At 57.7% G+C, this 26,652-nt stretch carries 28 protein-coding genes; 16 read left to right on the forward strand and 12 right to left on the reverse strand.

All coding sequences use genetic code 11. From position 1 onward, the window contains the following. The first annotated feature begins 253 nt into the window (after positions 1 to 253). From P8014_RS14635 to P8014_RS14645, 3 genes are all read left to right on the forward strand, one after another. Entirely contained in the window at positions 254 to 766 is a 513-nt protein-coding gene (locus P8014_RS14635; protein ID WP_337818071.1) for a hypothetical protein, read from the forward strand. 112 nt (positions 767 to 878) lie between these two features. Then, on the forward strand, positions 879 to 1,265 hold the full coding sequence (locus P8014_RS14640) for a VOC family protein (RefSeq protein ID WP_337818072.1): 387 nt from the start codon (positions 879 to 881) through the stop codon (positions 1,263 to 1,265). 187 nt (positions 1,266 to 1,452) lie between these two features. Then, a complete protein-coding gene (locus P8014_RS14645) occupies positions 1,453 to 1,884 on the forward strand; it encodes a hypothetical protein (RefSeq protein WP_337818073.1) in 432 nt (143 codons plus the stop codon). A gap of 406 nt (positions 1,885 to 2,290) precedes the next feature. On the opposite strand, the gene P8014_RS14650 is transcribed toward P8014_RS14645, so the two are convergent. The 3 genes from P8014_RS14650 to P8014_RS14660 all read right to left on the reverse strand — a co-directional run bounded on the left by P8014_RS14650 (position 2,291) and on the right by P8014_RS14660 (position 3,684). Next, a complete protein-coding gene (locus P8014_RS14650; RefSeq protein WP_337818074.1) occupies positions 2,291 to 2,854 on the reverse strand; it encodes a replication initiator protein A in 564 nt (187 codons plus the stop codon). A gap of 167 nt (positions 2,855 to 3,021) precedes the next feature. Next, complete coding sequence (locus tag P8014_RS14655) at positions 3,022 to 3,384, reverse strand: addiction module antidote protein (RefSeq protein ID WP_337818075.1); 363 nt, start codon at positions 3,382 to 3,384, stop codon at positions 3,022 to 3,024. 9 nt (positions 3,385 to 3,393) lie between these two features. After that, positions 3,394 to 3,684 carry a type II toxin-antitoxin system RelE/ParE family toxin gene (locus P8014_RS14660; RefSeq protein WP_337818076.1) on the reverse strand — a complete coding sequence of 97 codons (291 nt, stop codon included), beginning with the start codon at positions 3,682 to 3,684 and terminating at the stop codon, positions 3,394 to 3,396. 134 nt (positions 3,685 to 3,818) lie between these two features. On the opposite strand from P8014_RS14660, the gene P8014_RS14665 reads away from it, so the two are divergent. Genes P8014_RS14665 through P8014_RS14675 form a run of 3 tightly spaced genes read left to right on the forward strand, consistent with a single transcriptional unit; the run spans position 3,819 to position 6,896 of the window. Then, positions 3,819 to 4,145, forward strand: coding sequence for a TrbC/VirB2 family protein (locus P8014_RS14665; RefSeq protein ID WP_337818077.1), 327 nt, complete (start codon positions 3,819 to 3,821; stop codon positions 4,143 to 4,145). A 10-nt stretch (positions 4,146 to 4,155) separates the two neighbouring features. Beyond that, positions 4,156 to 4,458 (forward strand): conjugal transfer protein TrbD, encoded by a 303-nt coding sequence (gene trbD / locus P8014_RS14670; RefSeq protein WP_337818078.1) that lies wholly within the window; start codon positions 4,156 to 4,158, stop codon positions 4,456 to 4,458. Then, positions 4,455 to 6,896: a conjugal transfer protein TrbE gene (locus P8014_RS14675; RefSeq protein ID WP_337818079.1), complete on the forward strand. Its 2,442-nt coding sequence runs from the start codon at positions 4,455 to 4,457 to the stop codon at positions 6,894 to 6,896. The genes trbD and P8014_RS14675 overlap by 4 nt, the downstream gene beginning before the upstream one ends. A 19-nt stretch (positions 6,897 to 6,915) precedes the next feature. On the opposite strand, the gene P8014_RS14680 is transcribed toward P8014_RS14675, so the two are convergent. Then, positions 6,916 to 7,230: a transcriptional regulator gene (locus P8014_RS14680; protein ID WP_337818080.1), complete on the reverse strand. Its 315-nt coding sequence runs from the start codon at positions 7,228 to 7,230 to the stop codon at positions 6,916 to 6,918. Between the two features lie 378 nt (positions 7,231 to 7,608). On the opposite strand from P8014_RS14680, the gene P8014_RS14685 reads away from it, so the two are divergent. Further along, positions 7,609 to 8,556, forward strand: coding sequence for a tyrosine-type recombinase/integrase (locus tag P8014_RS14685; protein WP_337818081.1), 948 nt, complete (start codon positions 7,609 to 7,611; stop codon positions 8,554 to 8,556). A 9-nt stretch (positions 8,557 to 8,565) separates the two neighbouring features. Beyond that, positions 8,566 to 11,013: an AAA family ATPase gene (locus tag P8014_RS14690; RefSeq protein ID WP_337818082.1), complete on the forward strand. Its 2,448-nt coding sequence runs from the start codon at positions 8,566 to 8,568 to the stop codon at positions 11,011 to 11,013. Here P8014_RS14690 and P8014_RS14695 read toward each other — a convergent pair whose 3' ends face one another. The 4 genes from P8014_RS14695 to P8014_RS14710 form a co-directional block, all read right to left on the reverse strand. Beyond that, positions 11,014 to 12,099 (reverse strand): hypothetical protein, encoded by a 1,086-nt coding sequence (locus P8014_RS14695; RefSeq protein ID WP_337818083.1) that lies wholly within the window; start codon positions 12,097 to 12,099, stop codon positions 11,014 to 11,016. A gap of 207 nt (positions 12,100 to 12,306) precedes the next feature. Continuing rightward, positions 12,307 to 12,924 carry a glutathione S-transferase family protein gene (locus P8014_RS14700; RefSeq protein WP_337818084.1) on the reverse strand — a complete coding sequence of 206 codons (618 nt, stop codon included), beginning with the start codon at positions 12,922 to 12,924 and terminating at the stop codon, positions 12,307 to 12,309. 46 nt (positions 12,925 to 12,970) lie between these two features. Next, positions 12,971 to 13,606, reverse strand: coding sequence for a LysE family translocator (locus P8014_RS14705; RefSeq protein ID WP_337818085.1), 636 nt, complete (start codon positions 13,604 to 13,606; stop codon positions 12,971 to 12,973). A gap of 66 nt (positions 13,607 to 13,672) precedes the next feature. Continuing rightward, the gene (locus tag P8014_RS14710) at positions 13,673 to 14,047 is read right to left on the reverse strand and encodes a hypothetical protein (RefSeq protein ID WP_337818086.1); all 375 of its coding nucleotides are present in this window, start codon (positions 14,045 to 14,047) and stop codon (positions 13,673 to 13,675) included. Positions 14,048 to 14,328: 281 nt separating this feature from the next. Here P8014_RS14710 and P8014_RS14715 point away from each other — a divergent pair, with 281 nt between their 5' ends. Continuing rightward, complete coding sequence (locus P8014_RS14715) at positions 14,329 to 15,381, forward strand: MFS transporter (protein ID WP_337818087.1); 1,053 nt, start codon at positions 14,329 to 14,331, stop codon at positions 15,379 to 15,381. Positions 15,382 to 15,441: 60 nt separating this feature from the next. On the opposite strand, the gene P8014_RS14720 is transcribed toward P8014_RS14715, so the two are convergent. After that, entirely contained in the window at positions 15,442 to 16,347 is a 906-nt protein-coding gene (locus P8014_RS14720; RefSeq protein ID WP_337818088.1) for a LysR family transcriptional regulator, read from the reverse strand. Between the two features lie 68 nt (positions 16,348 to 16,415). On the opposite strand from P8014_RS14720, the gene P8014_RS14725 reads away from it, so the two are divergent. After that, positions 16,416 to 17,480 carry an NAD(P)-dependent alcohol dehydrogenase gene (locus tag P8014_RS14725; RefSeq protein WP_337818089.1) on the forward strand — a complete coding sequence of 355 codons (1,065 nt, stop codon included), beginning with the start codon at positions 16,416 to 16,418 and terminating at the stop codon, positions 17,478 to 17,480. Between the two features lie 221 nt (positions 17,481 to 17,701). Here the strand turns inward: P8014_RS14725 and P8014_RS14730 are convergent, their stop codons facing one another. After that, a complete protein-coding gene (locus P8014_RS14730; protein WP_337818090.1) occupies positions 17,702 to 18,595 on the reverse strand; it encodes a LysR family transcriptional regulator in 894 nt (297 codons plus the stop codon). Positions 18,596 to 18,737: 142 nt separating this feature from the next. Between P8014_RS14730 and P8014_RS14735 the strand changes: the two genes are divergently transcribed. The 6 genes from P8014_RS14735 (at position 18,738) to P8014_RS14760 (ending at position 24,770) form a co-directional block, all read left to right on the forward strand. After that, positions 18,738 to 20,300 carry an MFS transporter gene (locus P8014_RS14735; protein ID WP_337818091.1) on the forward strand — a complete coding sequence of 521 codons (1,563 nt, stop codon included), beginning with the start codon at positions 18,738 to 18,740 and terminating at the stop codon, positions 20,298 to 20,300. Between the two features lie 231 nt (positions 20,301 to 20,531). Continuing rightward, the gene (locus P8014_RS14740; RefSeq protein ID WP_337818092.1) at positions 20,532 to 21,626 is read left to right on the forward strand and encodes a hypothetical protein; all 1,095 of its coding nucleotides are present in this window, start codon (positions 20,532 to 20,534) and stop codon (positions 21,624 to 21,626) included. A 14-nt stretch (positions 21,627 to 21,640) separates the two neighbouring features. Continuing rightward, positions 21,641 to 22,342 (forward strand): P-type conjugative transfer protein TrbJ, encoded by a 702-nt coding sequence (gene trbJ, locus P8014_RS14745; protein ID WP_337818093.1) that lies wholly within the window; start codon positions 21,641 to 21,643, stop codon positions 22,340 to 22,342. A gap of 14 nt (positions 22,343 to 22,356) precedes the next feature. After that, positions 22,357 to 22,626: an EexN family lipoprotein gene (locus P8014_RS14750; protein WP_337818094.1), complete on the forward strand. Its 270-nt coding sequence runs from the start codon at positions 22,357 to 22,359 to the stop codon at positions 22,624 to 22,626. Positions 22,627 to 22,629: 3 nt separating this feature from the next. Beyond that, positions 22,630 to 23,994: a P-type conjugative transfer protein TrbL gene (gene trbL, locus P8014_RS14755; protein WP_337818095.1), complete on the forward strand. Its 1,365-nt coding sequence runs from the start codon at positions 22,630 to 22,632 to the stop codon at positions 23,992 to 23,994. A gap of 338 nt (positions 23,995 to 24,332) precedes the next feature. Next, positions 24,333 to 24,770: an Lrp/AsnC family transcriptional regulator gene (locus tag P8014_RS14760; protein ID WP_337818096.1), complete on the forward strand. Its 438-nt coding sequence runs from the start codon at positions 24,333 to 24,335 to the stop codon at positions 24,768 to 24,770. Positions 24,771 to 24,786: 16 nt separating this feature from the next. Here P8014_RS14760 and P8014_RS14765 read toward each other — a convergent pair whose 3' ends face one another. Together P8014_RS14765 and P8014_RS14770 are read right to left on the reverse strand one after the other, a co-directional pair. After that, a complete protein-coding gene (locus P8014_RS14765; protein WP_337818097.1) occupies positions 24,787 to 25,527 on the reverse strand; it encodes a class II glutamine amidotransferase in 741 nt (246 codons plus the stop codon). 83 nt (positions 25,528 to 25,610) lie between these two features. Next, complete coding sequence (locus P8014_RS14770) at positions 25,611 to 26,402, reverse strand: SDR family oxidoreductase (protein WP_337818098.1); 792 nt, start codon at positions 26,400 to 26,402, stop codon at positions 25,611 to 25,613. Positions 26,403 to 26,652 lie beyond the last annotated feature (250 nt).

Here is a 26,652-nt window from a genome sequence, read left to right on the forward strand (position 1 = left end):
CGCGAATTAAGCGCGGTGCATAACGAGTTCATGCACACGCGCAGAATCAGCGCTTCAGATTTTTCAGAACTGCCCCCTCTGTTGCGAGGTCTGGCGATGCAGACTCGATTAACGTCCGTATGGACTGACCGCCTTCTCTCTCCCCCAACTACTCGTCCGAGCACACTCGCCGCACTACGTGCGTCAAGGTGCTCAACTCGATCTCGCTCGTTGGGCCTCACCCATGCACGCCAAGAAAGTGGGAGAAGCTGTGATGAATTCAGTACAGCCTGGTGAGTTGCCAAAAGGAGCACTGCTGGAAAAGTACAAGCTTGATGGCTCATACACCGATTGCCACTTCGTAGATCTTCCGAAACTGGTATCGCACACAGAGTACGTCGAAGCGTTTTACACGACGGCGATATTCAAAGTGGAGCGTCAGGTCTTGGCGCTTCTCGCACGTCGGCCATCCTCGGACAGCGATGCAAAGAGTCTTGCGAGAGGTGAAGCGAGTCGCTTTGCAGCGTGGAGCGTTGAACAGCGCGAGCCAAATCAGTTGCTGCTGTGCGATTTCTTGGGTCGCACGAGGTCGTGGCTCATGAGCGTCACGGCTACGGAAGGCCACCAGAGCTCAACACGCTTGTATTTCGGCTCAGCATATATTCCCAAACGTGATCTCAATTCCGGTCGAGTTTCATTCGACTTCACATTTCACGCCCTTGGGGGCTTTCATCGCGCATACTCAAGAGTTCTACTGAGAGCTGCGTGCACACGCATCTCGCACTGATCCACCTACGGCCTAACCCCCTCATTCAACGGGACGCCTAGCGGCGCTCGTTAATTCGAACGTTAGGCCGCGCAACCTGCGTCACCCGCCCGTCTTACCCACAGGAGAAATCATGAAGCGCGTTACAGGTATCGGAGGCATCTTCTTCAAGTCCAAGGATCCGAAGGCACTTGGCGACTGGTACAAGACCCATCTCGGAATCGACGTGCAGGCTTGGGGCGGTGCCGCGTTTCGATGGAAACACGAAGACAACCCGGACTGCGTCGGAACCACCGCATGGAGCCTCTTCGCAGGCGACACGGAGCACTTTGCGCCGAGCATGGCGCCGTTCATGATCAACTACCGCGTCTCGGACCTTCACGCCATTCTTGCGGCGCTACGTGAGGAGGGCGTTCAAGTCGAGGACCGGGTTGAAGAGTCCGAATATGGAAAGTTCGGCTGGGCTATGGATCCAGAAGGCAACAAGTTTGAACTGTGGCAGCCGCCTGTTGGGCAGTGAACTGCGCATTCACCACAGCAGCGCGGCCTACCTCTTCGTTCAACCGGACCCACCGCGGCATGACGCCGACGCGCGGCCCGGTTAGCTCGAACGTTAGGCGACTGAGAAATGTTCCAGCAATGGCTCAAGAGACTACGTGATTAACCGGGTCCACTTCTACGATTGCGCCTGATGCGAGGATATCGGAATGAGCGAGCTAGAAACCTTCAACGGCTACATGACTAATATTGTCGAGCCAACGTTCATGGACTACCACGTGCATCCTAGCTCAACTAGGCTCGCTTTCCTCGCGTGCGTGGCCGTGTATCACTCGATCGATCGCTTTGAACGGCATCCGGGCAATTTGAGGAAAGAGTGGGGAAAGAAGTCGCTCATGTTCCTGATGGTCGACATGATCGCGCATCACTTCAAGCACGTTCAGTCCAATCAGGAGCGACACAAAGAGACACCACCGAACACGATCCCGCTAAGGTACCTAGTGTTCAACGATGGCGTGACGATCCCGAATTCGCTCGCGGTCGACCATCACAATCTCTACTTCGTCATTCGAGACGCAATCACCTTCGTTAAGGAGCAGGCACAGCAGCGGTTGTCCCAGTGTCCAACGGCAAAGGGTTAGCAAAGCATGAACAGGATCAGCGCCGTGCACCCGTCGCCTAACAAGCGCATCAAGTTCGCTCCCTTCGGTCGCCCGATTCGCAAAAGCGAGGCGCTTTTGCTCTCGGCTTATGCACAGCGTTAGAACTCCCCCATGCATCCGACTCAGATTTTTACGCAACCGTTAGACGACATCACCAATGTAATCGAAGCCCCAGATAGCTATCGCATTCTTCGGTCTTCCGCTCTGCTTCGGCAACTGTTGGTAGACGGGAATCGGCTGGTCGACGTGGTCAACAGAGAAACAAAACTTAAAATTCGGTTCCGCATCGCAGATAGTTGGGAAACGCCATATGCAAAAGTGGTACTTGAGGATGGGCCCGTCTTCTACGCGGTTCTGGATGGACTCAGTCCGGATACGTCTCTTCTCAAGGGAGCCAATCGGGCAGCGTGACTTCTACCGCGACCATACGCTGGTCGGCATCGCGCTCGATGACTCTGGCCGAATCGATCAGCCCGAAATATCCGCGCTCGCGCTTGCCGCCTGTCTCGATGTTGGTCTCGATCCGCGTGCCGCTCAGCCGCCCCAGCGCGGCGGCCATGCGTTCGTACGCCTGGCCGCTCGTGTCGCGGTTCGTCGCCACGAGAAAGTCGTAGGCCGTAAACCGGACGGTCCGCGAGACGACGCGGCCGAGGTTCATGGCCGCCACCGTCTGACTGACGGCGTAGATCCAGACGTCCTTGTCGTGAATGGTCGCGCAGCCGTCGAAGCCGGGCTTGACCATGACCCGCATCCCGTTCCTTTCATAGGTGCGAACACGCCTGTCTCCTGCCCTCAGGGCGAACAGCGGGTGTTCCATGCTGGGCATATCGTCACGCGGCGCCACCTCGACGAGGTCGGCGATGAAAAAGTCGCGCTGAGGATGACGATCGGGCGCACAGGATGGTGGAACTACAGACGCGTCCCGTCCGCCTGCAGGGTCTTGGAGCATGCCGATGTCTCCAGGCGATGACTGACACCTAACATCGGTTGCTTGGGAAGTTCACATGAAACCGCAGAAGCCGGAAAAAGCGTCTATCATGCCTGATAGACCCGCTGATAAAGACCGAGACGACGCCCCTGCCCCGGCAGAAGGTCGATCAACAAGCTGATGTCCGCCTACAACCCCTCGGTGTCGAGACGACGTGCAGCCTCCAGCAGGCGTTTCCCGGGCTTTTTCGCCTCGGATGGTATGGTCGCGAAGCGCAGATCCAGCCCTAAGGCCCGCGCGACCTTCAGCACCGTGGCAAAGCTCGGATTGCCCTCCGGGGAAAGCGCTTTGTAGAGCCCTTCCCGGCTCATGCCGGCATCCTTGGCGAGCTGCGTCATGTTGCGCGCACGGGCGATGTCGGAGAGCGCAGCACGGATCAAGGCGCCGTCGCCTGCATCTTCTTCGATGCAAGCGTCCAGATACAGACGCATGTCCTCCTCGGTTTTGAGGTGGTCGACCACGTCCCATTTCTTCAGCTCAAGCGAACTCATAACGATCTCCTAGACTTCCCGCGCCAACTCCAGCGCCTTCCTGATGTCCTGCGCCTGCGAGTCCTTGTCGCCCCCGGCAAGCAGGATGACGACCTCGAGCCCGCGCTCGGTGAAATAGACTCGGTATCCCGGCCCGGCGTGGATGCGCAGTTCGGAAACGCCCGGCCCCACCGATTTCGGATCACCGAAGTGGCCTTGTTCGACCCGCCTCAGCCGCGCCTGGATGCGCGCCTTGCCCTGCCGATCGCGTAGCCGTGAAAACCAGTGGTCGAACGCCTCTGTGGTCAACAGGGTTTTCATGGAACGAGTATGTGCCTCGGCAGCAAAACTGTAAACCACAGATCACACTCTCATCTCTTCCCACCGCAGTTAAAACAGACGTATTTCCTTCTACGCCGATTGGCGGTGCCATCCACTACCGAAAGGCACCGACCATGAAGCTCCCCCTCCTCCGCCGCCAGATCGCAAGGTTAAGCATCGCCATCGGATTCTTCATCTTCACCTGCAGCGAGGCTTTCGCCTCGACCTCGGGCAGCCTGCCCTGGGACGGTCCGATCAAGATCTTCACCAACGACCTGACCGGTCCGGTGGCGACGGGCGTATCCGTCGCGGCATTCTTCGCCGCCGGCGCGACGCTGATCTGGGGCGAAGACCTGGGCGGCGTGGCCCGCAAGGCGCTGTACGTGGTCCTGGCCGTTTCGTTCATGATTGGTGGCTACAACTTCCTCAGCGCGCTGGGCCTGACCGGCGCCGTCATCTGAGGGCGCGCTCATGGACTCCGATCGCTATGCCGTCGTGCTCCACGAATCCCTCAACCGGCCGCGCCTGCTGCTCGGCGGAGAGCGCGAACTGATGCTCATGCTCTTCGTCGTCGTGGGCGTGTTCGTCTTCAGCCTGCACCAGCTTTGGGCGGCTGCCGTGGGCGTGTTGGTCTGGATCGTGGGCTACTGGGCGCTGACCGCCGCGGCTAAATACGACCCGATGCTGAGCAGGACGGGAGCGCGGCACCTGCGCCAGCGCGCCTACTACCCGGCGAGGGCCACGCCCTTCGCACGCCACCGCGAGGTGAAATGATGCTGAACCTCACACAGTTCCGCTCCAAAACTGTCGGTCTGCCCGATCTGCTGCCGTGGGCGATGTCCGTGGACGACGGCATCGTGCTGACCAAGGCAGGCGGCTATCTGGCCGCCTGGGAATACGCCGGTCCGGATCTCGATTCGGCGACGCACGCCGAACTCGGCGCCATGGCCGCGCGCATCAACTCGGCGCTGGCGCTCGGCGACGGCTGGGTGCTGCACTGCGACGCGGTGCGTTCACCGGTCCAGGACTACGCACCGCCAGGGGCGTTTCCCGACCGCACCACGCGCCTGATCGACGATCTGCGGCGCGAGCACCACCTGCGCGCGGGCACCGGCTACGTCAACCGCAACATCCTGGCCCTGACCTGGTTCCCGCCGACCGATCGCGAGGCCAAAGCCGGCGGCCTGTTCGTCGAGGGCGGTGAGGAAGGCGGCGCCGCGCGGGCGCTGGTCTCGTTCAAGCAGAGCCTGCGCGAGATCGAGGGACGCCTGAAATCCTTCCTGCGCATCCGCCGCCTGCGCGACAGCGTGGACGAACGCGGGATGGTCGACAGCCCGCTGCTCGCGCACCTGGAGCGGTGCGTCAGCTTCGAGGACCGGGGGCTGCGCACGCCGGCGATGCCGCTCTATCTCGATGCGCTGCTAGGCGCGCACGACCTGGCCACCGGTTTTCAGCCGCGCATCGGCCGCCGCCACGTGGCGGCGCTGTCCATCGAGGGATTTCCCAGCCACTCCTTCCCCGGCATCCTCGACGTGCTGGCCCGCCTGCCGGTGCCCTACCGCTGGTCCAACCGCTTCATTTTCCTCGACCCGCGCCAGGCCGAGAAGATCATCAACAAATACCGCGGGCAGTGGTCGCAGAAGCGCAAGAGCCTGCTCAACACGGCGCGCGAGGAAGCCGGCGGCCAGGCCACGCACATCGACCTGCATGCCGACAGCCAGACCAACGATGCGGTCGCCGCGCTCGCCGAGGCGACCAGCGGCGCGGTGCGCTACGGCTACTACAGCCCCGTCGTGCTGCTCGCCCACGAGGACGCGGGACTGCTGGACGACGTCGCGCGCGAGGTGCAGACCGTCGTCCAGAACCACGGCTTCGGCTGCCGCATCGAGGAGGTCAACGCGCTGGAGGCCTGGCTGGGCTCGCTGCCCGGCAATACGGCGGCCAACGTGCGCCGCCCGCTGATCCATACGCTGAACCTCGCCCACCTGCTGCCGTTCACCGGCATCTGGGCCGGTCCCGAGAAGCATCCCTGTCCGTTCTATCCGCCGGAGAGCCCGCCGCTGCTCTACGCGCACACGGACGGCTCGACGCCGTTCAGGCTCAGCCTGCATGCGGGCGACGTAGGCCACACCCTCATCGCGGGACCTACCGGCATGGGCAAATCCACGCTGCTCGCCACACTGATCGCCCAGCACTTCCGCTACCCGCGCGCGCAGGTGTTCGCCTTCGACAAGAAGTATTCGCTGATGCCCCTGGTGCTGGCCGCCGGCGGGCAGCACTACGACATCGCCGGCGAAGGGCCGGAGCTGGCGTTCTGCCCGCTGGGCCGTATCGATAGAACACCGGAACAGGCCTGGGCCTCCGAATGGATCGAATCGCTGGCCGAGCTGCAGGGCCTGGCGATGACGCCGGCGCTGCGCGCAGAAATCCACCGCGCCGTGGTGCAGCTCGCCGGGTCCACCACGCAGGCCTCCGAGCGCACGCTGACCGATCTGGCGACCACGCTTCAGTCCCACGAGCTTCGCGAAGCCATCGGCTACTACACGGTCAAGGGGCCTGCCGGCCACATGCTGGACGCGCAGAGCGACGGTTTAGCCGACGACATCTTCCAGGTCTTCGAGATGGGCCACCTGATGGACCGCGGCGAGAAGATCCTGCTGCCAGTGCTGAGCTACCTATTCCATCGCATCGAACAGCGGTTCAGGGACGAGCCCACGCTGCTGGTGCTCGACGAGGCCTGGGTGATGCTGGACCATCCGGCGTTTCGCGCGAAGATCCGCGAATGGCTCAAGGTGCTGCGCGACGCCAACGTCGCGGTGGTCTTCGCCACGCAGAACTTGACCGACCTGATCGGCTCCGGCATCGCCGACGTCATCTTCGAGTCCTGCCCGACCAAGATCCTGCTCGCCAACGTCGAGGCGGAAACCGACAACAGCCGGCCGTTCTACGAGCGCATGGGTCTCAATGCGCGCCAGGTCGGCATCGTCGCCCACATGACGCCCAAGCGCGACTACTACATGCTTCATCCCGAGGGCCGGCGGCTGTTCGAGCTTGGACTGTCGCCGGGCGAACTGGCGTTCGTGGGGGCTTCCGGAAAGGAGAACGTGGCGCGCATCCGCGAGCTGCGCGGAGAACTTGGCGACGCCTGGCCGGCAGCCTGGCTCAGGCAGCGTGGGCTGGAGAAGGAAGCGGAGGCGTGGGAAGCGTATTGAGGGGGCGAACTGCGACCGGTCAGTTGAGCGCGGCCAAGTGTCCCATCGTCTCCGGATGCTTTTCGATCAGACGGATCAGCGTCGTCGCCTGGGCGTTCGGTTTGGCGCGCCCCTGTTCCCAGCTTTCCAGCGTCCGCGGATTGATGCGCAGATACATGGCGAAGACCGGACGCGACATGTCCAGGCGCTCCCGAAGGCTGATGAGTTCTTCGGAAGTCACGGCCGGGAGGTCCTTCACCTGGACGGTGTGCGAACGCAGAGTCAACCGGCCCTCGCGCTCTTGTGCCAGGGCATCGAAACCTTCCACCAGTTCATCAAAGATATTGCGTTTCATGATACTGCCCCGCGTACCTTTGCCGCGGTGACTGCTGGCGAATCATACCTTCCGGAGTCCACCGGTTCCCTGGATGCCCCAGCCTCGAAGTTTCTCAGCATCCCCTAAAACTGCCGGAACGTCTCGTCATCCAGATAGGACGCACGGTGTCAACGACCCAGTAATCTCTCGGACGATCATCCCTGAACTGGTGGGTGGCGCTCAAGCATGCCCTGACGCAGGCGTTCGGCCAAAAGCATCCATACACACTCAATCGCAATGCTCATGAACAAGGATCCCAATTGCGCGCGATCCAATCCCAGAGAGCTCCATAACTTTTAAACTGCGCGCCGCCCGCAGAGAATCTCGACCTTCCGTCTACGGCATAGGCTTAAGAACATGCAACTCTACAACGCTATCGATCAGTTTATTACTCATTGCCGCCACGGCCGCAACCTCTCCTCACATACATTGCGCGCCTACAGCACCGACCTAGAGCAGTTCAGCACGTTCGTCGGCAACATCGATCTGACCGAATGCGACAAGAACATCTTTCGACAATTCGTTGCTCACTTGTTTGATGATAGAAAACTCAAAGAAACCAGCATAAAACGTCGAATCGCGTGTTTGAAATCCATGTTTCGCTGGCTCTACGAAGAAGAAAGCATCAACAACAATCCATTTAACCAACTGCAATTCCGCATAAAGCAACCTGTCATTCTGCCAAAAACAATGAGCGCTGAGGAGATACGGCTATTACTGAGAACGGCCGCCAAAAACACCGGAATATCAATACACTACAAGCAGAATAGCGCATTCTGCCACTTCGATTTCAACCAACTGACCCTCTTGTTGTCAATCGAATTGCTTTATAGCACTGGCATACGCGTCGGCGAACTGGTAGGCATAACCCTACCCGATCTAGACCTTGAGCAAGGCGTCATTAACATCGTCGGCAAGGGTAGTCGCCAGCGCAGAGTTTTCCTCACCGAAAAAGAGATTCGCCATCTTCTAAAGTATTACCTTAATGCGCGAACTGACCGCTGCCCAACGACCAACCACCTCCTAGTCTCGTCCGAAGGCAATCCCATAGGTACGTCACGTATCCGGAAAGCACTTCATCGCCTTAGCGTGCAAGCGGGGATAACCCGCCGTATCACACCACACATGTTTCGTCATACCGCAGCGACCCACTTATTAGAGGCCGGCGTGGACATCCGCTTTGTCCAAGTTCTTCTTGGTCATCAAAGCATCTCCACAACTGAAATCTATACCCACGTAAACGACAGGAACCTCAGACAAGCAGTGATGCGCGCGCAGGTTAGGAGGGTTGCATTGGGACGATAACTGGGAATTATGGTTCAGTTACCAGAACTGCTCAGGCAATCCGATGTCGTCACCGATCTCGTTGCCAGACTCGCCGTTCCGAAGTCGCGTGTCTGGCTACAGGGACCCTCTGGGTCTGGTAAAACGACTATCGCCAGCATGGTGGTCGCCAGCTTTGAGAAATCGCAGCCAGTAGTGTGCATGACAGGTGACGCAGGACACAGTGGCACCAAATTCTTGGCTTTATACCGGGCTCTCGCAGGCACACGCCGGCCCAAGGCCGTGCGTGAGGCGATCAAGGCTAGCGTGACGGCACCTCTGAGAGCGGTGCCAATTGTCGGGGCAACAGCTGCGGAGCTCGCAAAGATAGCTGTTGCCGCTCAGAGTAACGTTCAGCCCGAGTTTCTTACTGCAGAGCAGCAAGATCTCCTTCAAGGACTTCAGGGGATAGCCAAAGACCAACGTTTGGTAATTGTTGTAGATGATGTGGGTTGGCTCGATGCCGATACAGCACGGTTGATTGTAAACTTTGATGTGCCGGAAATTGAGGCTGCTTACCCTTTCGTGAAGAACGTATCGATTTTATTCATCGAAAACTCAGAAGCCAGAATTACTCTCGATGCCGACATGCTAAAAAAGCTGCGGCCACCCCACTCGGTAAAAGTATCTCGTATATCTCGCGCTAATTTTCCTCTTGTTCTCAAGGCATTCGGGCTTCAGTCGCCAGTTGATGAAGGTGTGCTAGACGCCGTTTACAGTATCGTTCATGGCCATCTTGAAATCACAAAGCAAATCGCGATAACTCTTGGCGATGGCCCTCTAGAAGGAACCTTAGCGCAATCAGATGCTGCAGCCCTGATGTCCGGATTATTATCAAAGCGCTTGGCAGGGAATGAACACTCAGAATGCGTCCGTCAGCTACTGTGCCTTGCCGCATGCGTTGGATCGGCCTTCTCTGAAGCTGAAGTGCGTTGCGCGTACAAGGACGACCAGAACTTTCCCATGGCACTGGAGGTTGCACTGCGGGAACAATTATTCCGATCAGTTGGAACCGAGATACGATTTGCACATGAAGCCGTGCGGTCTGCAGCAGAAAATCTAGGTGCGCTTGATTTACATGAGACCCATGAAAAGCTGACCAGCTGTATTAAGTTGTTACGGCCAGGGGACTATGCCGCGCGACTGAAGCATGCACGGCTCTCGGGGAATGCCAAGTTGGCTAGTGAGCTTGCTTTCGTGGTTTCGATGCAGGCCGCTCGGGGAGAGCGCGTACTCGCTCGCCCGCTACCAGAGGTAGATACGCTCAGCAATATCCTTGAGGATGCAAGCACAGCATATCGTTTGATGGATGCTGGACAACACCAACAAGCACTTGAGTTATTGATGCCACACTACACGGGGGAGTTTAGCCTTGTACAAGGCGAAATTGTTGCCCTGATAGCTCTCAATCAGATCAAGCGCAGAACGATGGACGCGTACGCTGCGGCGGCAAGTCTGCTTGAACACTGGCTGGCATGGCGGGATGAATTGGAGATCTGGCAGAGGTTGATGTCAATTCTTATTGCGGCATGGGCTGCTAGCGGAGACATGGAGCAGGCAACTCGAATGTACACGAGGTTGGCTGAAGACCTTTCCCGCCGCTCTCCAGGAGACCCTACCGCACGCTCTCGTGTGGAGGCGTTGAATCGAAAGGCAGATCAATTTTTCACGACCGAAATCGCAACAAAACACATCCAGCGCGCCGCGGATTGGTTTGCTCCTGAAGATGGGTCGGACACACCGCGCCATGCCTTTGAATACACTGCAAGCTTAGTCAACCTTTCTGCGGCTCAATACACGCTTGGGCAGTTTTCTGATGCGGCCACGACGTCATCTAACTCTCTTAGCTGGATTGATTTTCTGCATCAGCGAGGATTTCGTACGACCGAACCCTACAAGGCCTTAAATAACTACGTTATTGCAGCCTACCGCGCTAATATCGAAACCGCGGATACCGCTTGTGACGCGTTGGGACAGCTGCTTTCGGAAGACAGCAAGAGTTGGCGCCTCGATCGGTCCTTGGTGGCAATCAATCAGGCAGCACTAATGCTTCTCGCAGAACGCACCGAGGCTGCGCGTGATCTTCTGGAGGTAGTATGGAATCACGTGGGCAGTGAAGATCTCGATCCATACTATGCGTTATATGCAGGCTCAAATCTTGCTGTGGCTCTTGCAGTAAGTGGAGAACGGGCGAACGCACGGCGGCTTCTTGAGACATCCCAGCCATATCTCGAAGCGATTCCAAAATGGTTCCGCAATGCCCATGCCCGCAGACTTTCGCTGATGCTCCAAGCGGTTGAGGATACCTCTTTGAATACTGCTATTGAATTCGATGCGTTTCCCACCTTAAAGCGTGCTCCCAATAGCAATCAGGATGCTTGGTGGTCGATAGGGCGTGGTCTCCTTATGTCGGATATTCAGGTATGGTCAGAAGGATAGTTATCGTAACCAGCCAAGATCAACGGCATTGACTGCAATCATGCAAGCTAGCATTTCGCTATGAGACCAACCTATCCCTTCAAAAAGATGCCAAAACGAGCTATGCATGACGATGTGCGGACTAGTGGAAACATCGGTCACCCACACATTCAAGTTATCGTCCATCCGGAAATCGACGCGGGCGAAGCCTTTAAGGCCAAGTACTTCACACACGTTCGCGGCTGCATCACGCATGCGGTTGGCTTCCGACTCATTTTCTGACGAACAAGCCGTAAAACCGAAACGGTCTTTTGCAACCAGATCGTAGAGTAAGACTCTTTCGCCAAGTTCGGCGTCACCATTAAAAGTGATGGATATTGGGTCTAGAGGTCTGTGAGTGTTCATCATATTGATGACGGGTAGTTCGAACTCCCGTCCAGAAATGAATTTCTGAACCACGATTTGCTGCTGTAGATCAATAGACTTCTGTCGAAGGACTGATTCGAAATCTAAAGACATGATTCCAATGGAGGCTTCGTCCAGCCCTATACTGGCCGATTCGTGTCCAGCTTTGGCGATCAAGAGAAGATCATTCGGAGGCTGTTCTCCTCGGAGCCATCCTGTTTCGGCTCCAAATGCCCATGTATCCGGGGTCGGTATGTTGAATCGCCGAAGAATTGCGTGCACGTGTAATTTATGACGCGCAAGTGAAACAGCATAGGAGTCTGAATTGCAAGTCGGGATCTGATGTAATGCGCAAAATGCTGGCACCATTGATTTTCTGCCTGGGTCAGTGCCGGACTGCGCTGTGTTGTAGACAATGTTCCATTTTGAGTTAGATATCTTCCCGTCCTGTGCGAGAACGAATGAAATAAACTCATTTTCTCCTTCGAAATACAATGTTCTGAAGCCACTTTCACGCAGTCCAGTCAAAATCTGATTCGTCTCATAATCCGTTAGATATTCTGTCGAACGGTCAGAGGAAGCGTCTGAAAGACCGTGCTGTCTATTTGCGACAAACACAACGGTGATGTCGTCAGCGATATTCCGTACGCGATAAGTGAGCTGTCGCAGCTGTGTCCATAGATGAGCTGTATCGGTAATCATAATTCCCAGTTATCGTCCTGATTGTTTGACGAAGGCGAAACTAGTCGCAGTAGAGCTGCGACTGAGTGGCCGTGGCGACCACCGCTCAAGCCAATGATTTCAATCCAAAATCATAGCTCAATCGGTTCAAACGATCACCGACTTCTGCGGAGCACGCAGACCCATCTGGAAACGCCAGCGCCTCCAGATGGCGGCATCAATCTTCAGTCATGGCACTGGCGCGAATAGTTCCTCCGGGGACTTCCAGCGAGGCTGCGCTGCTATGCGCCCAAGCCACGCCTGCACGTTAGGCCATTGCTCGACATTCAACCCCGCTTCGTGGAGCCAGAAGAGGTAGCCGCTGCAGGAAAGATCGGCAATCGTGAGGCGGTTACCGACGAGGAACGCGCTCGACGACAACACCTTGTCGAGAACAGTCAGATCATCCACGGCACGACTGTAGATGAAGTGTTCCAGATCCGGCGGGAAGTCTTTGATGAACCGCCGGTAGAGGCGCAGATTGGCGATGGAAAACCCGATTCTGTTGCTTTCCCAGAACAACCACTCACCTATACGCAGGACCTCGTCCGCAGACGTTTCCGAGAAAGGGGCGAGTCGCGATGCGAGATACTGAAGGATGTTGTTCGACTGGCACAGATGTACGTCACCGTCGACAAGTACCGGCACCTCTAGAAACGGACTGACCGCACGGAAATCGGCGCTGCGCTCCGGCCCGGGTACCGAAAGATCGACTTCGACAAGACGATACGGGGCAGCCGACAGTTCAAGTAGCATCGCCACCTTGTAGGAATGCCCCGAATACCGGTTGCTGTAGAGCTTGTACATCCGAATCTCCGGGTTCTCTTGTCGGTATGCGGAGCCGTAGAGGCGCTCAGCGGGGCGCAACCCGCGCCGTGATGCTTGCCATGCGGTACGCGAGATAGAGCAGCGCGGTTCCTGCGGTCTTGTTGATGAGGCCGACGACCCACGGTTTCAGGCCTCCGCGCATCATGCGGGCACCCAGTCCCGCATAAACGCTGTATGCCGTGAGATCGATCAGAAAGGTCGTTGCGCTCATGATGAGAACCTGCGGCAGGATCGGCAACGACGGATCGAGGAACTGCGGAAGGATTGCCGCGAAGTACATCAGGGCCTTGGGATTAGCGGCCTCGACGACGAAACCGTGCGCGAACAGCTTATGCAGACTGGAGGACCTGCGCTTGCCCTGCACCCGGATCGCGCCGGCAGAACTGAACAGCGCGTTGAGGCCAAGCCAGACCAGATAAGCGACGCCGGCCCATTTGATTACCGAAAACAGGAAGTTCGACGCAATCAGCAAAGATGCGATGCCGGTTGCGGAAAGCATGAAATACACCGCATTGGCCGACGCGATGCCGACGACACCGGCGAACGCGCGACGGCCGCCGTTGGCTGCGCCTTGTGAGGCAATGGCTATCGCCGTCGCGCCGGGAGACAGCACCACGATTGCCGTGGTCAGCAAGAAAACCATAAAAGTGCTGAAAGACATGGGATCTCACCTGTTCGTTATTCGGTGGTCGATGGATCGAAACATGTTTTGGTGAGGAACTCAGCCTCAGCCGCTCTCCTTCACCGGCCGCCATGCCTTCACAAGATCAAGCAAACCAGGAAAACGGGCATCGAGGTCTTCGGTCCGTACCCGGCTGCGTCGTTCAAGACCATATTGCCGCTGACGTATCAAACCTGCTTCGCGCAGTGCCTTGAAATGATGCGTTAGCGACGATTTCGGTCGATCAATGCCGAACCAGCTACAGGCATGGTCATAACTTTCCGATTCGAGAAGCAGCTTCTGGACAATGCTCAGACGCAGCGGATCGGCAAGCGCCCCCATGATCGTTTCCAACTGCAACTCTTCTATCCCTGGTTCGGGTAGCGGCGAGGGGAGATTCTCGGGCGAAGTCGATTCAATGCTGAGGGCTGATTTTTTCATGCGTATTTCTATACCACGCCAGTACGAGTATTGTCGAATAAAGTTAGTACGAATTATTTCGTACTGCGCTATGGTACGACTCCATTCGAACTTATCAATGGAGATTGTTCATGCCTCCCTCCCATACAGCCATCGCAGATCATTCAACCTCCCATATCGCGCCCAATCCGCCTTGGCGAATGTGGGCCGCTGCCTGGATCGTTACCGCCGTCTTCATTCTTTCCAACGCACCAACACCGCTCTATGTGCGCTGGCAGACGACGATCGGCTTCTCTTCCTAAATGCTCACAGAGATTTTCGCGACCTACATCCTCGGACTCTTGCTGACGCTGCCGATCGCGGGACAGTTCTCCGACCGCTTTGGCCGTAAGCCCGTGTTGTTGCCGGGTCTCATATCAGCGATCGTTGCCTGCCTGCTGTTTGCTACCGCACATACGGTCGAAACGCTGCTCATCGCGCGTTTCCTCTCAGGGGTATCGATTGGGGTGGTCGTGTCGGCCGGCATGGCCTCGGTCGTCGACCTGGGAGGTCCCGAGCGCCAGAGGCAGGCATCGCTCATCGCATCGGTATCGATGGTGGCTGGAGCCGGTCTGGGGCCATTGCTGGCCGGTGGGTTGGCCATGTCGCTGCGAGAACCGGTCGTGCCGATTTTTGCCATCAACCTGGCAATCCTGCTGAGCGCCACATTCGTTGCCGGCCTCCTGCCGTTAAAGCACAGGAAAACCCGCTCGGATGAAACATGGCGCCTGCACTTGCCGAACGTGCCGCGCGCCAATCATTGGCATCTGGTCTATGGCATAGCCGTATTCGGGCCTGGCATCACCGCAGTCTCTTTCGTGCTGTCGCTCGGTCCCGAGGTGCTCTCACGCTTATTGGACGTCACGAGCCCACTCATCGCCGGTGCCATGGCCAGTGCCATGTTCCTAGCCGCAACATGCATTCAGTTCGCCGCTCGCCGCTTTTCCATCCGGGTCATCTTTCTGACCGGAGCGTTCGCGACGGTGCTGTCCATGGCGGGGATCGCACTTGCGGTCATGTCGTCCGACGCCGCTGCGCTCAGCGTTGCCGCGCTTCTGGCTGGCTGCGGCCAAGGACTTGGTCAGCTCGGCGGGATCACGCTGATCGGTTTGCATGTGCCCGGCTCTCACCGTGCAGAGGCTAATGCCATTCTCAATATCGGTGGCTATATTCCCGCCGGCCTGATGCCCGTCGCCACTGGGTATGTCATCGATCAGGCGGGACTTTCGACCGGAGCGACGCTGTTTGCATCGGTCCTCGCAATGATCGCCGTCTTTGGGGGAAGCCTAGTCGCATATCGTCTCGCCAGAGATTGAACACGGAGGCAGCACTACAGAACGATCCGATACGAAATGACCGATATTCTGCATAAAGGCCTAGAGTTCTGCGCTGCCCGGGAGTTCTGCCGCAAGCGCATCGATCGCCATCCGCACGCGCAGGGGAAGATGCGGCGTCCGTACCCATAGCGCATGGGTTTTAAAAACGCGGCGAGGCACGTCTTCCAATACAGGGATGAGCGTGCCGGCCTCCGCGTAATCGCGGATCAGCCAGCACGGCAGCCACGCGAGCCCATGACCGGCCGCTGCCGCATCGGCAATCGCCTCCAGATCATCGAAGCGAAGCCTGCTGGGCGGCGTTATCGTCATCGCGGCGCCCGCACTGTCAGGAAACTCCCAACGATCAATTCGGCCTGCTCGCCCATAGGTGACGGCACGGTGGAAGAGTAGATCATCCGGTGTTTGCGGTCGTCCGTGTTCAGCAAGATAAGCCGGCGCCGCGCAGACAGTCATCCGCTGCAGACTGACCGTGCGTGTTATCAAGCCTACTCCGTCGTACAGGGGGCCGTTGCGCAGCGCCAGATCGAAACCGTCCTCGACGAGATCGACGAGACGGTCGCTGAAGGAAAGATCGAGCTCCAGCTTCGGGTGCTGGGCTGCGAACCGCGCCAATACCGGCGCCACGCAGCGCCTCCCGAACAGAACCGGCGCAGTGACGCGCAAACGCCCCGACACCTCCTGACGGCCGCTGTCCAGCATTGCTTGCCCGGCCCGCAACTCGTCCAGTGCCCGCACACAGCGCTCGTAGTAAATCTGTCCGTCCTCGGTCAGGCTCTGACTGCGGGTCGTGCGGTGGAAAAGGCGCACGTCCAATCTGGCTTCGATCCGTGCGATGGCCTTGGCGACGGCCGATCGGGAGAGATGCAGCCGTTCGGCGGCGGCCGAAAAACTGCCAGATTCGACCGCTGCCACGAAAACCTCGATACCGGTCAAAAGTTCGGCCATGCGATTGTTTCCAATTGGACGCCAATTAAAGGAAAAACTATCACCACTGTTCCCACAAATTCAACGATATGCTCTATCGCGACAATCACATCGAGCGAAGGAGTTTGGCGATGACGACGATGAAACGTTGGGAAATGGATGGACTGGGCCGCAACCGATTGCAGCTGCGCGACGCGGCACTGCCCGTTCCGCGGGCGGGCGAGGTGCTCGTGAAAGTGGCCGCCGTCGCGCTCAATTACCGCGACAAGCTAGTGGTCGACAGCGGTATGGGCCTCAACCTGGATTTTCCTTTCACGCCCGGCTCGGATCTGGCGGGTTCAGTGGTCACGCTCGGCGAGGGAGCTAACCGCTTCAAGATCGGCGATCGCGTGATCTCGACCTTCGCCCCGGACTGGATCGAAGGCACGCCGTCCGGCACGGCGCGGATACCCCCTTACCGAACGCTCGGCGGCGCCGAACCCGGCGTGCTTGCTGAGTACGTCGCCTTTCCTGAGGACTGGTTCGTCGCTGCTCCGCAGCGGTTGGACGACGCCGAGTCGAGCACGCTGCCGTGCGCCGGATTGACCGCGTGGTTCGCGCTGGTGGAACGAGGCCGGCTGCATGCCGGCGAAACGGTCCTCGTCGAAGGTACCGGAGGCGTCGCCCTCTTCGGCATCCAGATCGCCAAGGCGCACGGCGCGGAGGTGATCGTCGTATCCGGCAGCGCGGACAAGCTCGAACGCGTGAAAGCCCTGGGTGCGGACCATGGCATCGACCGCACCGAGAAAGACTGGGTGGAAGCCGTTCTGCAAATCACCCAGGATAACGGCGTGCACCATATTCTCGAAATCGTCGGCGGCCCACACCTCGGTAAAGCCGCCCAAGCTGCCGCCGTGGGCGGGAAGATCTATCAGATCGGCGTGTTCGAAGGCTTCGACATTGACGTACCCGCCGGCCCGTTGATGCTGAAGAATCTCACCATCCAGGGTATCGGCGTCGGCCATCGGCGAGCGCTAGAGGATCTCGTCGCGGCGGCCGACCGAGCCGATCTCAGGCCAGTCATCGACAAACGCTACGCTTTCGATGAACTGCCGGACGCTCTAGACCACCTCGACCGCGGCGCTTTCGGAAAAATCGTGATCGAAATGACGTAGACGAAGAGCAAGTGACCAACATCGTAGAGAGCCGGTGACAAGGGCAGAACGTGATCTATTCTGCCCCTAACACCACCGCGAGGTATAAAAACCTCCGTCCGCTTTTTAGGTTGCAGACGGAGGTCCAACGGCCGCACTGTAAAGCTTTCGTGCTCGCGCTACTGGAAATCGCAACGGCGTTGCCACTCCTCAGACTGAGTGACGGGAGCGTTCGATGAACCCTAGGGCGCCAATACCGCTTTATCAGCCAGAAAATCGATGAATACACGCAGCTTGGGCAGTAAGTGGCGGCTGCACGGCCACAACACGTAAAACTTGCCGCCATCGGTCAGAAACTCATCGAGTACCGATACTAGTTGGCCGTGCACTAAGGGCTCGCGGACGGCGAAATCCGGCAGATAGGCGATGCCCAAACCATCGATTGCAGCCGCAATGAGCGCTTCCACACTATTGAGGGTCAAGGTGGTCGGGATCTTCAAGGATTCGCCTCTCAACTCAGCGTCAAAAACCCATGGCTGAAGCAAGCCGCTGGTCGGAAACTTGTAGCGCAGACACGCATGCTGCTGCAGTTCCTCGGGAACGCGAGGTGACCGGTGGGCACTGAAATAGTCTGGTGACGCAACCAGTACGAAACGGAACGATCCAAGCGGTCTCGCCTTTAACCGTGAATCGGTCAGATCGCCACTCCGGATCACCGCGTCTACACCTTCCCCGATAATGTCGACTAGCCGGTCGTTGAAATCCAAATCCAATTCGACGTCCGGGTAGCGCCGCATGAATTCGCGCAGAACTGGAAAAAGAAACCGATGCCCGACAGCCGGGAGACTGACGCGCAACTTCCCTTTTGGCGCATCCGTCAACCGCGCGAGTTCAGTCTCCGCCTCCTCCAATTCATCGACAATCCGTCGGCAGCGCTCATAGAAGAGGGCCCCTTCCTCGGTAAGACTGATGCGCCGCGTGCTGCGACTAAACAAGCGTACGCCGAGCCTTTTCTCCAGACGCGCAACGCTCTTTCCCACGGCAGAGGACGACAACTCGAGACGTTCACCTGCAGCGACGAAACTAAGCGTCTCTGCCGCCCGCACAAACGCCAGCAACCCACTGAGACTATCCATACTGCCACCTCATTAAAGACAAATTATCCGTTCAGATTCAGCTTAAAGGTCATTTATCGCCGATTAGGGGCATTTTATCTTCCATAACCGCGAACAGGCGTCACTGACGCCACCTACATAGCGGCTTAAATGGGAGACGTTCATGAATGTCCGTACGGACACGACAAAGAATCGCCACGATGAAACCGATGTAGGTTTTTCCCCTACAACTAACGAGACGACAAGAGGCGGCAGTTACTTCGTGGCCGGTGCAGTGTACCTGGCCGCATTGGTATTGCCGCTAAGTTTTACCGGCGGAGCCGTCGCAACTTCGGCGATCGCTCGCGACATCGGAGGCAGTCCCGCCGCGCTGGGCTGGATCACCAATGCGTTCATGTTGAGCTTCGGCAGCCTACTGATGACAGCCGGCATGTTGGCAGACACATATGGACGCAAACGCGTGTTCACGTTCGGTGTCGCATTGTTCGTACTCGTCTCTTTCGGCTTATGTGCGATCTCCGATCTTGTCTGGCTGGACGTCCTGCGCGCCGTTCAAGGCGTTGGTGCCGCCGCGGCGATGGCTGGCGGAGCCGCCGCGCTTGCACAGGAGTTCGAAGGCAAAGAACGCGCTCACGCCTTTAGTTTGCTGGGGACGACTTTCGGCGTCGGGCTCGCGTTCGGCCCTGTCGTGGCGGGGATGCTCGCCAATCATTATGGTTGGCGAGCGATCTTCCTATCGAGCGCGTTCATCGGTACCGTCGCACTGGTAACCGGCATTCCCCGCATGCGCGAATCGCGCGATCCCAATGCTACGGGTCTCGATTGGATGGGCGGCATCACCTTCACCGGCATGCTTGCACTGCTCACTTGGGCGATCATGCAGGCCCCGCAAAGCGGCTGGAGCAACCCAGCAGTGATTGGACTGATGGCCGGGGCAGCCGTTCTTCTGGCTTTCTTCATCGCACTCGAATTGCGTACCGACCGGCCGATGCTCGACCTGTCGCTGTTCAGGTATCCACGCTTCGTCGGTGTGCAAATCCTGCCGATTGCGACGTGCTATTGCTTTGTCGTGCTCCTCGTACTGCTACCGATGCAGTTCATCGGCATAGACGGTTATGGCGAAATCAAAGCAGGGCTGATGATGGTCGCGCTGTCCGCCCCATTACTCGTCGTGCCAAGCCTTGCGACATTGCTCAGCCGATGGCTGCCCGCCGCTTTACTGTGTTCCGTCGGTTTATTGATTGCCGCTGCCGGATTGATGCTTTTAAGCAATGTTGTCTCGCAGCATGACCTGCGGGCGGTCGTTGCGTCGATGTTCCTCATCGGCTTGGGGACTGGCTTGCCCTGGGGCTTGATGGACGGACTATCCATAAGCGTTGTACCGACAGAACGCGCCGGCATGGCGACCGGTATTTTCAGCACGACGCGTGTCGCCGGCGAGGGGCTCGGTATCGCGATCGTCGGTGCCGTGCTTGCAACTCTAATTCAGCATCATTTGGCCGGAGCATCGGGCGGCATGCCGCATGTCGCGACAGCCGCCCCGGCACTGGCCGTCGGCGATATGGCCAAAGCACTAGACCTGCTGCCGCGGACAAGTCCGACAACTCTCATGATCGCGTACATGGAGGCATTCAGGACGCTTTTACATGTCCTCGCGGCGATCACGATTGCCGCGGCCATCGCGGTAGCGCTTTTGAAACCCAGCCATGCATCCAAGCATTCGTAAGTCAGGATCCGACTAGCTGTAAAAAGCAATGACCGTTTAACGCTAGATAAAAGCATCGTGGACAGCACATTCGGTTGTGCGAAGATGTTTTAAAGAACCAAGACTGCATAGCCGAGTTTGCCCGTACAAGGAAAACGGTTGGCAACGGCCTTCCGTTTCCTCCCCTGCAGATTATTTCCGTACACATTTTCGGGAGGCGTCTCGGTGATACGTCATCACACAGTTCTTGCGATGATCCTAGTTGTCGCAGCACTCGGTGGTACCGCGCAAGCCGCTCAATGGAGTCTTAGCGACATCCAGTCCAAGGTGCAGGCCGCGCAGGCCGATGCGCAGCAGAGCAACCTTACGCCCGCCCAGGCCTATCAGCTCATGAACGCCGAAGCGCAGCAGGTCTCGTCGATCGCCGCAGCCCTGGCCAAGTCCCTGGACATGATGGCGGCTACCCGGCAGCTGCTGGCGGACGAAGCAGGCAATACGGGCCCCGGCCCCGTGGTGGACTACGTGCCTGCCGGGAAAGGCCAATGCGACGGCGACTGCCAATACCAGTGTCCGAACCCGCGCTGGAAGGCTCAAATTTCACCCAACGTGACCAGCACGCTGGCGCTGGGCGGCAATGTGATGGCGCTCGCGTATGCACTGCAGGCCGAGGTGGAAGCCTGGCAGGCGGATTCGGCGAGCGCGTTCTCTCTGGTCAAGACCCATTCGGTCGCCGACCTGCAGGCGGTCGTCGCGCTGATCTCGAAGGCCAACAACATCGTCGGCAACGAAATGGGCGACGTCGCCGGCACGCTGTCGAATCCAACGAACATCCAGACGCTGCCGGTCAATCGGGCGGATCTGGGCATGGGTACCGTGTACGCGCCCTCCTCCGAGCAATACCGGATCGCAGGCTACACGAACGCGGGCAATTCCTACGCGCCGCACTGCCCGATCGGCGCCATGACGGCATCCGACTACGGCCTCCATCCTCAGGCCGCAGACGCGGCCCAGCATGCCATGCAGCTCGACAGCACCCAGACCCAGGGGCTCCTGACACGGTTCGCCCAAGGCCCGAACTGGTCGCTCGAATACCCGGTTCCCGACTGCGTCGCCAACGGCTACGTCTGCGTGCTGCAGACCTACGGCAAAGACGGCGGCGTGACCGAGGCCGGCCGGTACTTCAGCGCCCGGCAGTCGCTGGTAGCCGGCCTCGCCTACAACACCGGCATCATTCGCGGCCGCCTGCAGCAGCTACTGCCCGGCATCCAGGCCGCAAACGCCGCCATTCAGCAGGCCACGGCGCAGTTCGATCAGGCTCTGGCGCAGGCCGGCTTCAACGCGCCCTGAGGAGAATGGACATCATGAAGATCCTTCGTCTCGTCTTCCCGGTCGCCGCCATCGTTCTCTGCCTGGCGCCGTCCGCCCATGCGGTGTCCGAGTTCGCCGGCTCGACCTGGCCCGAACAGGTCGTGCAGGAGATCACCGCCACCGAGCAGTACGCCAAGCAGGCGACCGAGGTGGCCACGCAGCTCCAGCAGCTCGAAAACCAGGTCGTCAACATGGAGCAGCTGCCTACGCAGACCTGGGCCTCCGTGCAGAACAACCTGCAGCAGCTGGTCGACGTCGTGCAGGCTGCCGACGGCATCTCCTACGCCTCGCAGAACGCGCTGGCGCAGATGCAGCAGACCTACGGCGATCCCGGCCAGCTCGCCTCCAGCCAATCGCAGTCGATCGGACAGTGGCGCACCAGCTTCAACAGCCAGGTCGGCAGCGCGCTGAAGGCGATCGGCCTGAGCCTGTCCGACTTCCAGACGCGCCAGCAGGCGCTGCATCAGATCGAATCCCTGAGCCAGACTTCGACCGGGCGCATGCAGGCGATCCAGGCCGGCAACCAGATCGCCGGCATGACGGTGAACCAGCTGCAGCTGCTGCGCCAGCAACTCGCCACGGCGCAGTCCGTGCAGATGCAGTACCAGGCGACGCAGATGAACACGCAGGCCCAGGAGCAAAACCAGGTCGAGCAGTTCATCAAGAACTCGGCTACGACGCCGGATCTGTTCTAACCAGGAGCATCGACATGAACTATCGCCATCCGGCATTCCCCGTATTGCTGCTGACCCTCGCCCTGGCCGGCTGTTCCGGCAAACCTGCGGCAAAAGCCGAAGGACCCTACGGCGGACACACTGCCAACTGGTATCTGAAGCATCCGCAGCAAATGAAGGCCGAGGGCGCGTGGTGCGCAAGCCAGAGCCTGAAGGTTCAGCAGGGCGCATCCTGCATGAGCGTGGCGGCCGCCCAGAACAAGCGCTTCATCGAGAACTCCAAGCACACCAAAGATCTGTTCTAGCTCATGCGCAGACCGAAACCGCCGCTGCCGATCGCACTGTTGGCGCTAGCCCTCCTGGCTCCGGCCGCGCATGCGGCCGGCTCCGGGTTCCTGAACGACATCCAGAACCAGTTCCAGAGCGCGACGTCCGGCTGGATGAGCCAGGCGCTGGTCTACGCCAAGCACCTGTTCCTGGGTCTGGCCGTCATCGAGTTCGTGTGGTGGGGCATCACGCGCGCGCTGCGCGGCGGCGAGATCCACGATCTCGTCACCGGCGCGATGCTCAAGATCATGAGCATCGGCTTCTTTCTGACCCTGCTGGTCGAGGCGCCGACGTGGATTCCGGCGCTCATCGACAGCTTCACGCAGACCGGTCAGGCGGTCGGCGCGTCCGGCAGCTACGGCGTGACGAGCCTGAACCCGTCCGCGGTGTTCGCTCAGGGTTTCAACATCGCCAGTGCGATGTATACCGTGCTCGGCAACCAGAGCTACGGCATGACGCAGATCGCCAGCGCCGTCAGCGCCGACATCACCGTCCTGATCGCCGCGCTGCTTGCGATCGTCGCATTCGGCATCATCGCGCTGCAGCTGCTCATCACCACCGTCGAGAGCTACATCGTCATCGGCGGCGGTGCGCTGATGCTCGGCTTCGGAGGCAGCCGCTGGACCCTGCCCTTCGCCGAGAAGTACATCGGCTATGCCGTCTCGGTCGGCGTCAAACTGTTCATCCTGTACCTCATCGTCGGTCTGGCCACGCATATCGGTCAGCAGCTCACGGTAGCCATCGATGCCACCTCGTCCTCCTCGTTCAGCCCGCTGCAGTACCTGCAGATGGGAGCCGGCTCGATCATCGTTGCAGGCCTTGCCTGGATGGTGCCGAGCCTTGCCGGCAGCCTCATGAACGGATCGCCGTCGATGAGCGTCGGCGCATTGGGCGGCGCTGTCGCCGGTATCGTCGGCGGCGGGATCGCCGGTAGTGCCGCGGGCGCCGCGACGGCCTTGAAGACGGCCAACGCGACGATCGGCGCCGCCAAGTTCGGCGGCAGCCTCGGAACGCTGGCGCGCACGGGCGGATTCGGGCTTGCCGCGGCCGGCGCCGGCTCGGCGCTGGGCGGCGCTGCGCGCGACGCTTTCCACGGCATCGGCTCCCGCCGCGGCCAGGACATCGCCAGTGCGCTCGGCGCCAAAGCGGTTCAGGGCATGGGCGAAGGCACGCAGGTGGCGGACTCGCCAACCGCGTACGGGCGTTCGGCGGGACGGCCGAGAATGGACAGTCGGCAGGTCTGGGCAACGCTATCGAAGGCAGTGGCGGCCGAACGGTCGGTACGGGCGTCGCCTCGAAAGGCGCTACGGACGGATTTTCAGGCGGTGGATCTGCAGCCTCCCTGAGCACTCGTCTGGATCCCCGCGACGCCGATCCCAACCGCGCGCAAGCCGCACTGGATGGGGTTGCAAGGCGGCGTTCGCATATGCCGCATCAGGGACACGCCGGAGGTATTGCAATCAGGCTAAGGCATCATACAGACTAAACGCATCTTAATATGAACTTTTTTGACAAAAATCATAGATTAGAAGTAATCACTAGCATCTCTGCGCCACTCAACAGTACGCCATATGCCCCGACAGTTGAACGATATAGCAATGCGTCAGGCAAGACAGCAAGCATTATTAGCTCAAAAAAATGCTTGCTTCATCAGTATTCGGATGCCATTGAATGAACAGCAGCCATGACGAGAAAACTGGATCAGTTCGATGAAAATATTTTAAAGATCCTCACTTCAAATGCGAGGGAACCTATAGCACGAATTGCCAGAAGCGTTAACCTTTCGAGAACGGCGGTTGATGCCAGAATCAGGAGACTAGAGAGTACCGGAGTAATAGCAGGGTATAGATTGCTGCTCGGAGGAGAAGAATCCGTCAACACAAAATGTATCTTAAATATTTCTCTAAATGAATGCAGATGTGAGGAAGCGACGCCTTATATTTTACAATTTCCCGAGGTTAAGAAATGCTACTCGGTTGCTGGCGACCTAGACTTGATTGTTTATGTAGAAGCGGAAGACACACAACGCATTCTTGAAATAGTTGAAAAACTAAGCCAAGTCCATAAAATACAACAAATTAGAACACATATTATCCTTTCCGATTGGCTAGGACAGCCCTAACGTAGATTATTATAGCTCATTCAGATTTGCTTTCCCCATTCATCATTTGTTGAACACTCCAATCTGACATTTCTATATTTCTATTAACAAGCAGTCCATTACTATCATAAATATCAAAGCCTTTTCGTCGAAGATCGACAACCTCCCCATTTTCTAGATGAGAAAAGCGTGCCGTTACCGATTGTAACGCCTGCCTATCCGAAGCAATGTAATTCTCACCAATACCATGCCCTATCACTAGTGGCGGACCATTTCGACATGCGACAACGCGGCCAGTATCATTGCGGTCAATCACCGCCAATGCGTATGCCCCTTCAAGTTCGGCAACAGTTGCCTGCACTGCACGAAGCAGGTCTCTACCCTGCGCCAGATAATACGCGATGCGGTGGGCTGCCACTTCAGTATCGGTTTCAGTATAAAAAGTGTACCCATTACAGATCAATTGCTCACGTAAAACAGCATGATTTTCGATTATGCCATTATGCACGATCGCCAATCGATCACTTGAAAGATGGGGATGTGCGTTGTTTTCCGTTGGCGAACCATGTGTGGCCCAGCGCGTGTGCGCAATACCAATCTTTCCGGCTAGAGGAGTATCAGCTAGCACTTTACTCAGCGCAGAAACTTTTCCAATACACCTGAGCCGCTGAATTTCACCACTTTCATTGACTACCGCCATACCCGCCGAGTCATAGCCTCGATATTCAAGGTGTCGAAGACCTTCCAATAGAATTTCCTGAAGGTTACGTTCCGCCACACCTCCAATTATTCCGCACATATACGAATATACCTAAAGCAGGTTTTTTAGAACCCAGACGGGAACAAAATAACTTCTACATTTCAACCAGCAAGAAGAGCCCCATCAATAGGCAACATTACACCAGATACGAAAGCGGAATCTGGAGAACTTAGATACATTGCCGCACGCACAACTTCTTCTGGCCTAACCAATCTGCCCAAGGGGTGCACCAAGCCTTTTTCTCGCTTAGCAATTTCGAGGCAAGGGTGATCTTTTAAAGCAAAATCTGTCATCGGTGTATCCACAACTCCGGGTGCAACAGAATTGACGCGAATCCCAAAAGACGCATATTCAACGGCCATCCCCTGAGTCATGAGCTTTATGGCAGCCTTTGTAGCGCTATACACGACATCGTTCGGCCATGCTCGATCAGCAGCCACTGATGCTGTATTGATTATGACACCATGCCGTCTATTCATCATATGAGGCAATACTGCCTTACAACATAAAAACACGCTTTTAACATTAACATTAAAAATTTTATCGTAATCATTTTCAGTCATTCGAAACATTGGCACAGCAATCTCAATCCCTGCATTATTATAGAGAATGTCGATTTTTCCATATTTTGTATGCGCGAAGTTGACAAGCTCCTCGCATCCAACTGCACTCGAAACATCCGCCTCAATAAAATGGACATCCAACATCAATTCTTGTGCGGATTCCACCACTTCAATCGCGCGCTTAACATTCACATCGGCAAAAACCACACTAGCACCAGATTTTGCATACATTTCAACAGCAGCACGTCCTATTCCCGAAGCCCCTCCGGTAATTAATACAACTTGATTCTTAAACGAGAGAATCGACTCGAATGCATCATCCTTCATCATGCTATATTCCCCTCCTAAATCCACCGTCCACAGGGATAGAAGCACCATTAACATACGAAGCTCGAGTAGACGCTATAAAGCACGCAATAGATGCAACATCATTAGGCGTTCCCAATCTTTTTAGTGGAATTAATTCAATCAATTCCTCAGTAGCACGCAGCTGCCTCTCTGAATATACGTGCGACATATAATCATCGAATCTAGACGACCGAATAAAACCAGGATTAATACAATTAACGGTAACCCCATG

This window comes from Acidihalobacter sp., assembly GCF_037381185.1.
GTDB lineage: Bacteria > Pseudomonadota > Gammaproteobacteria > DSM-5130 > Acidihalobacteraceae > Acidihalobacter_A.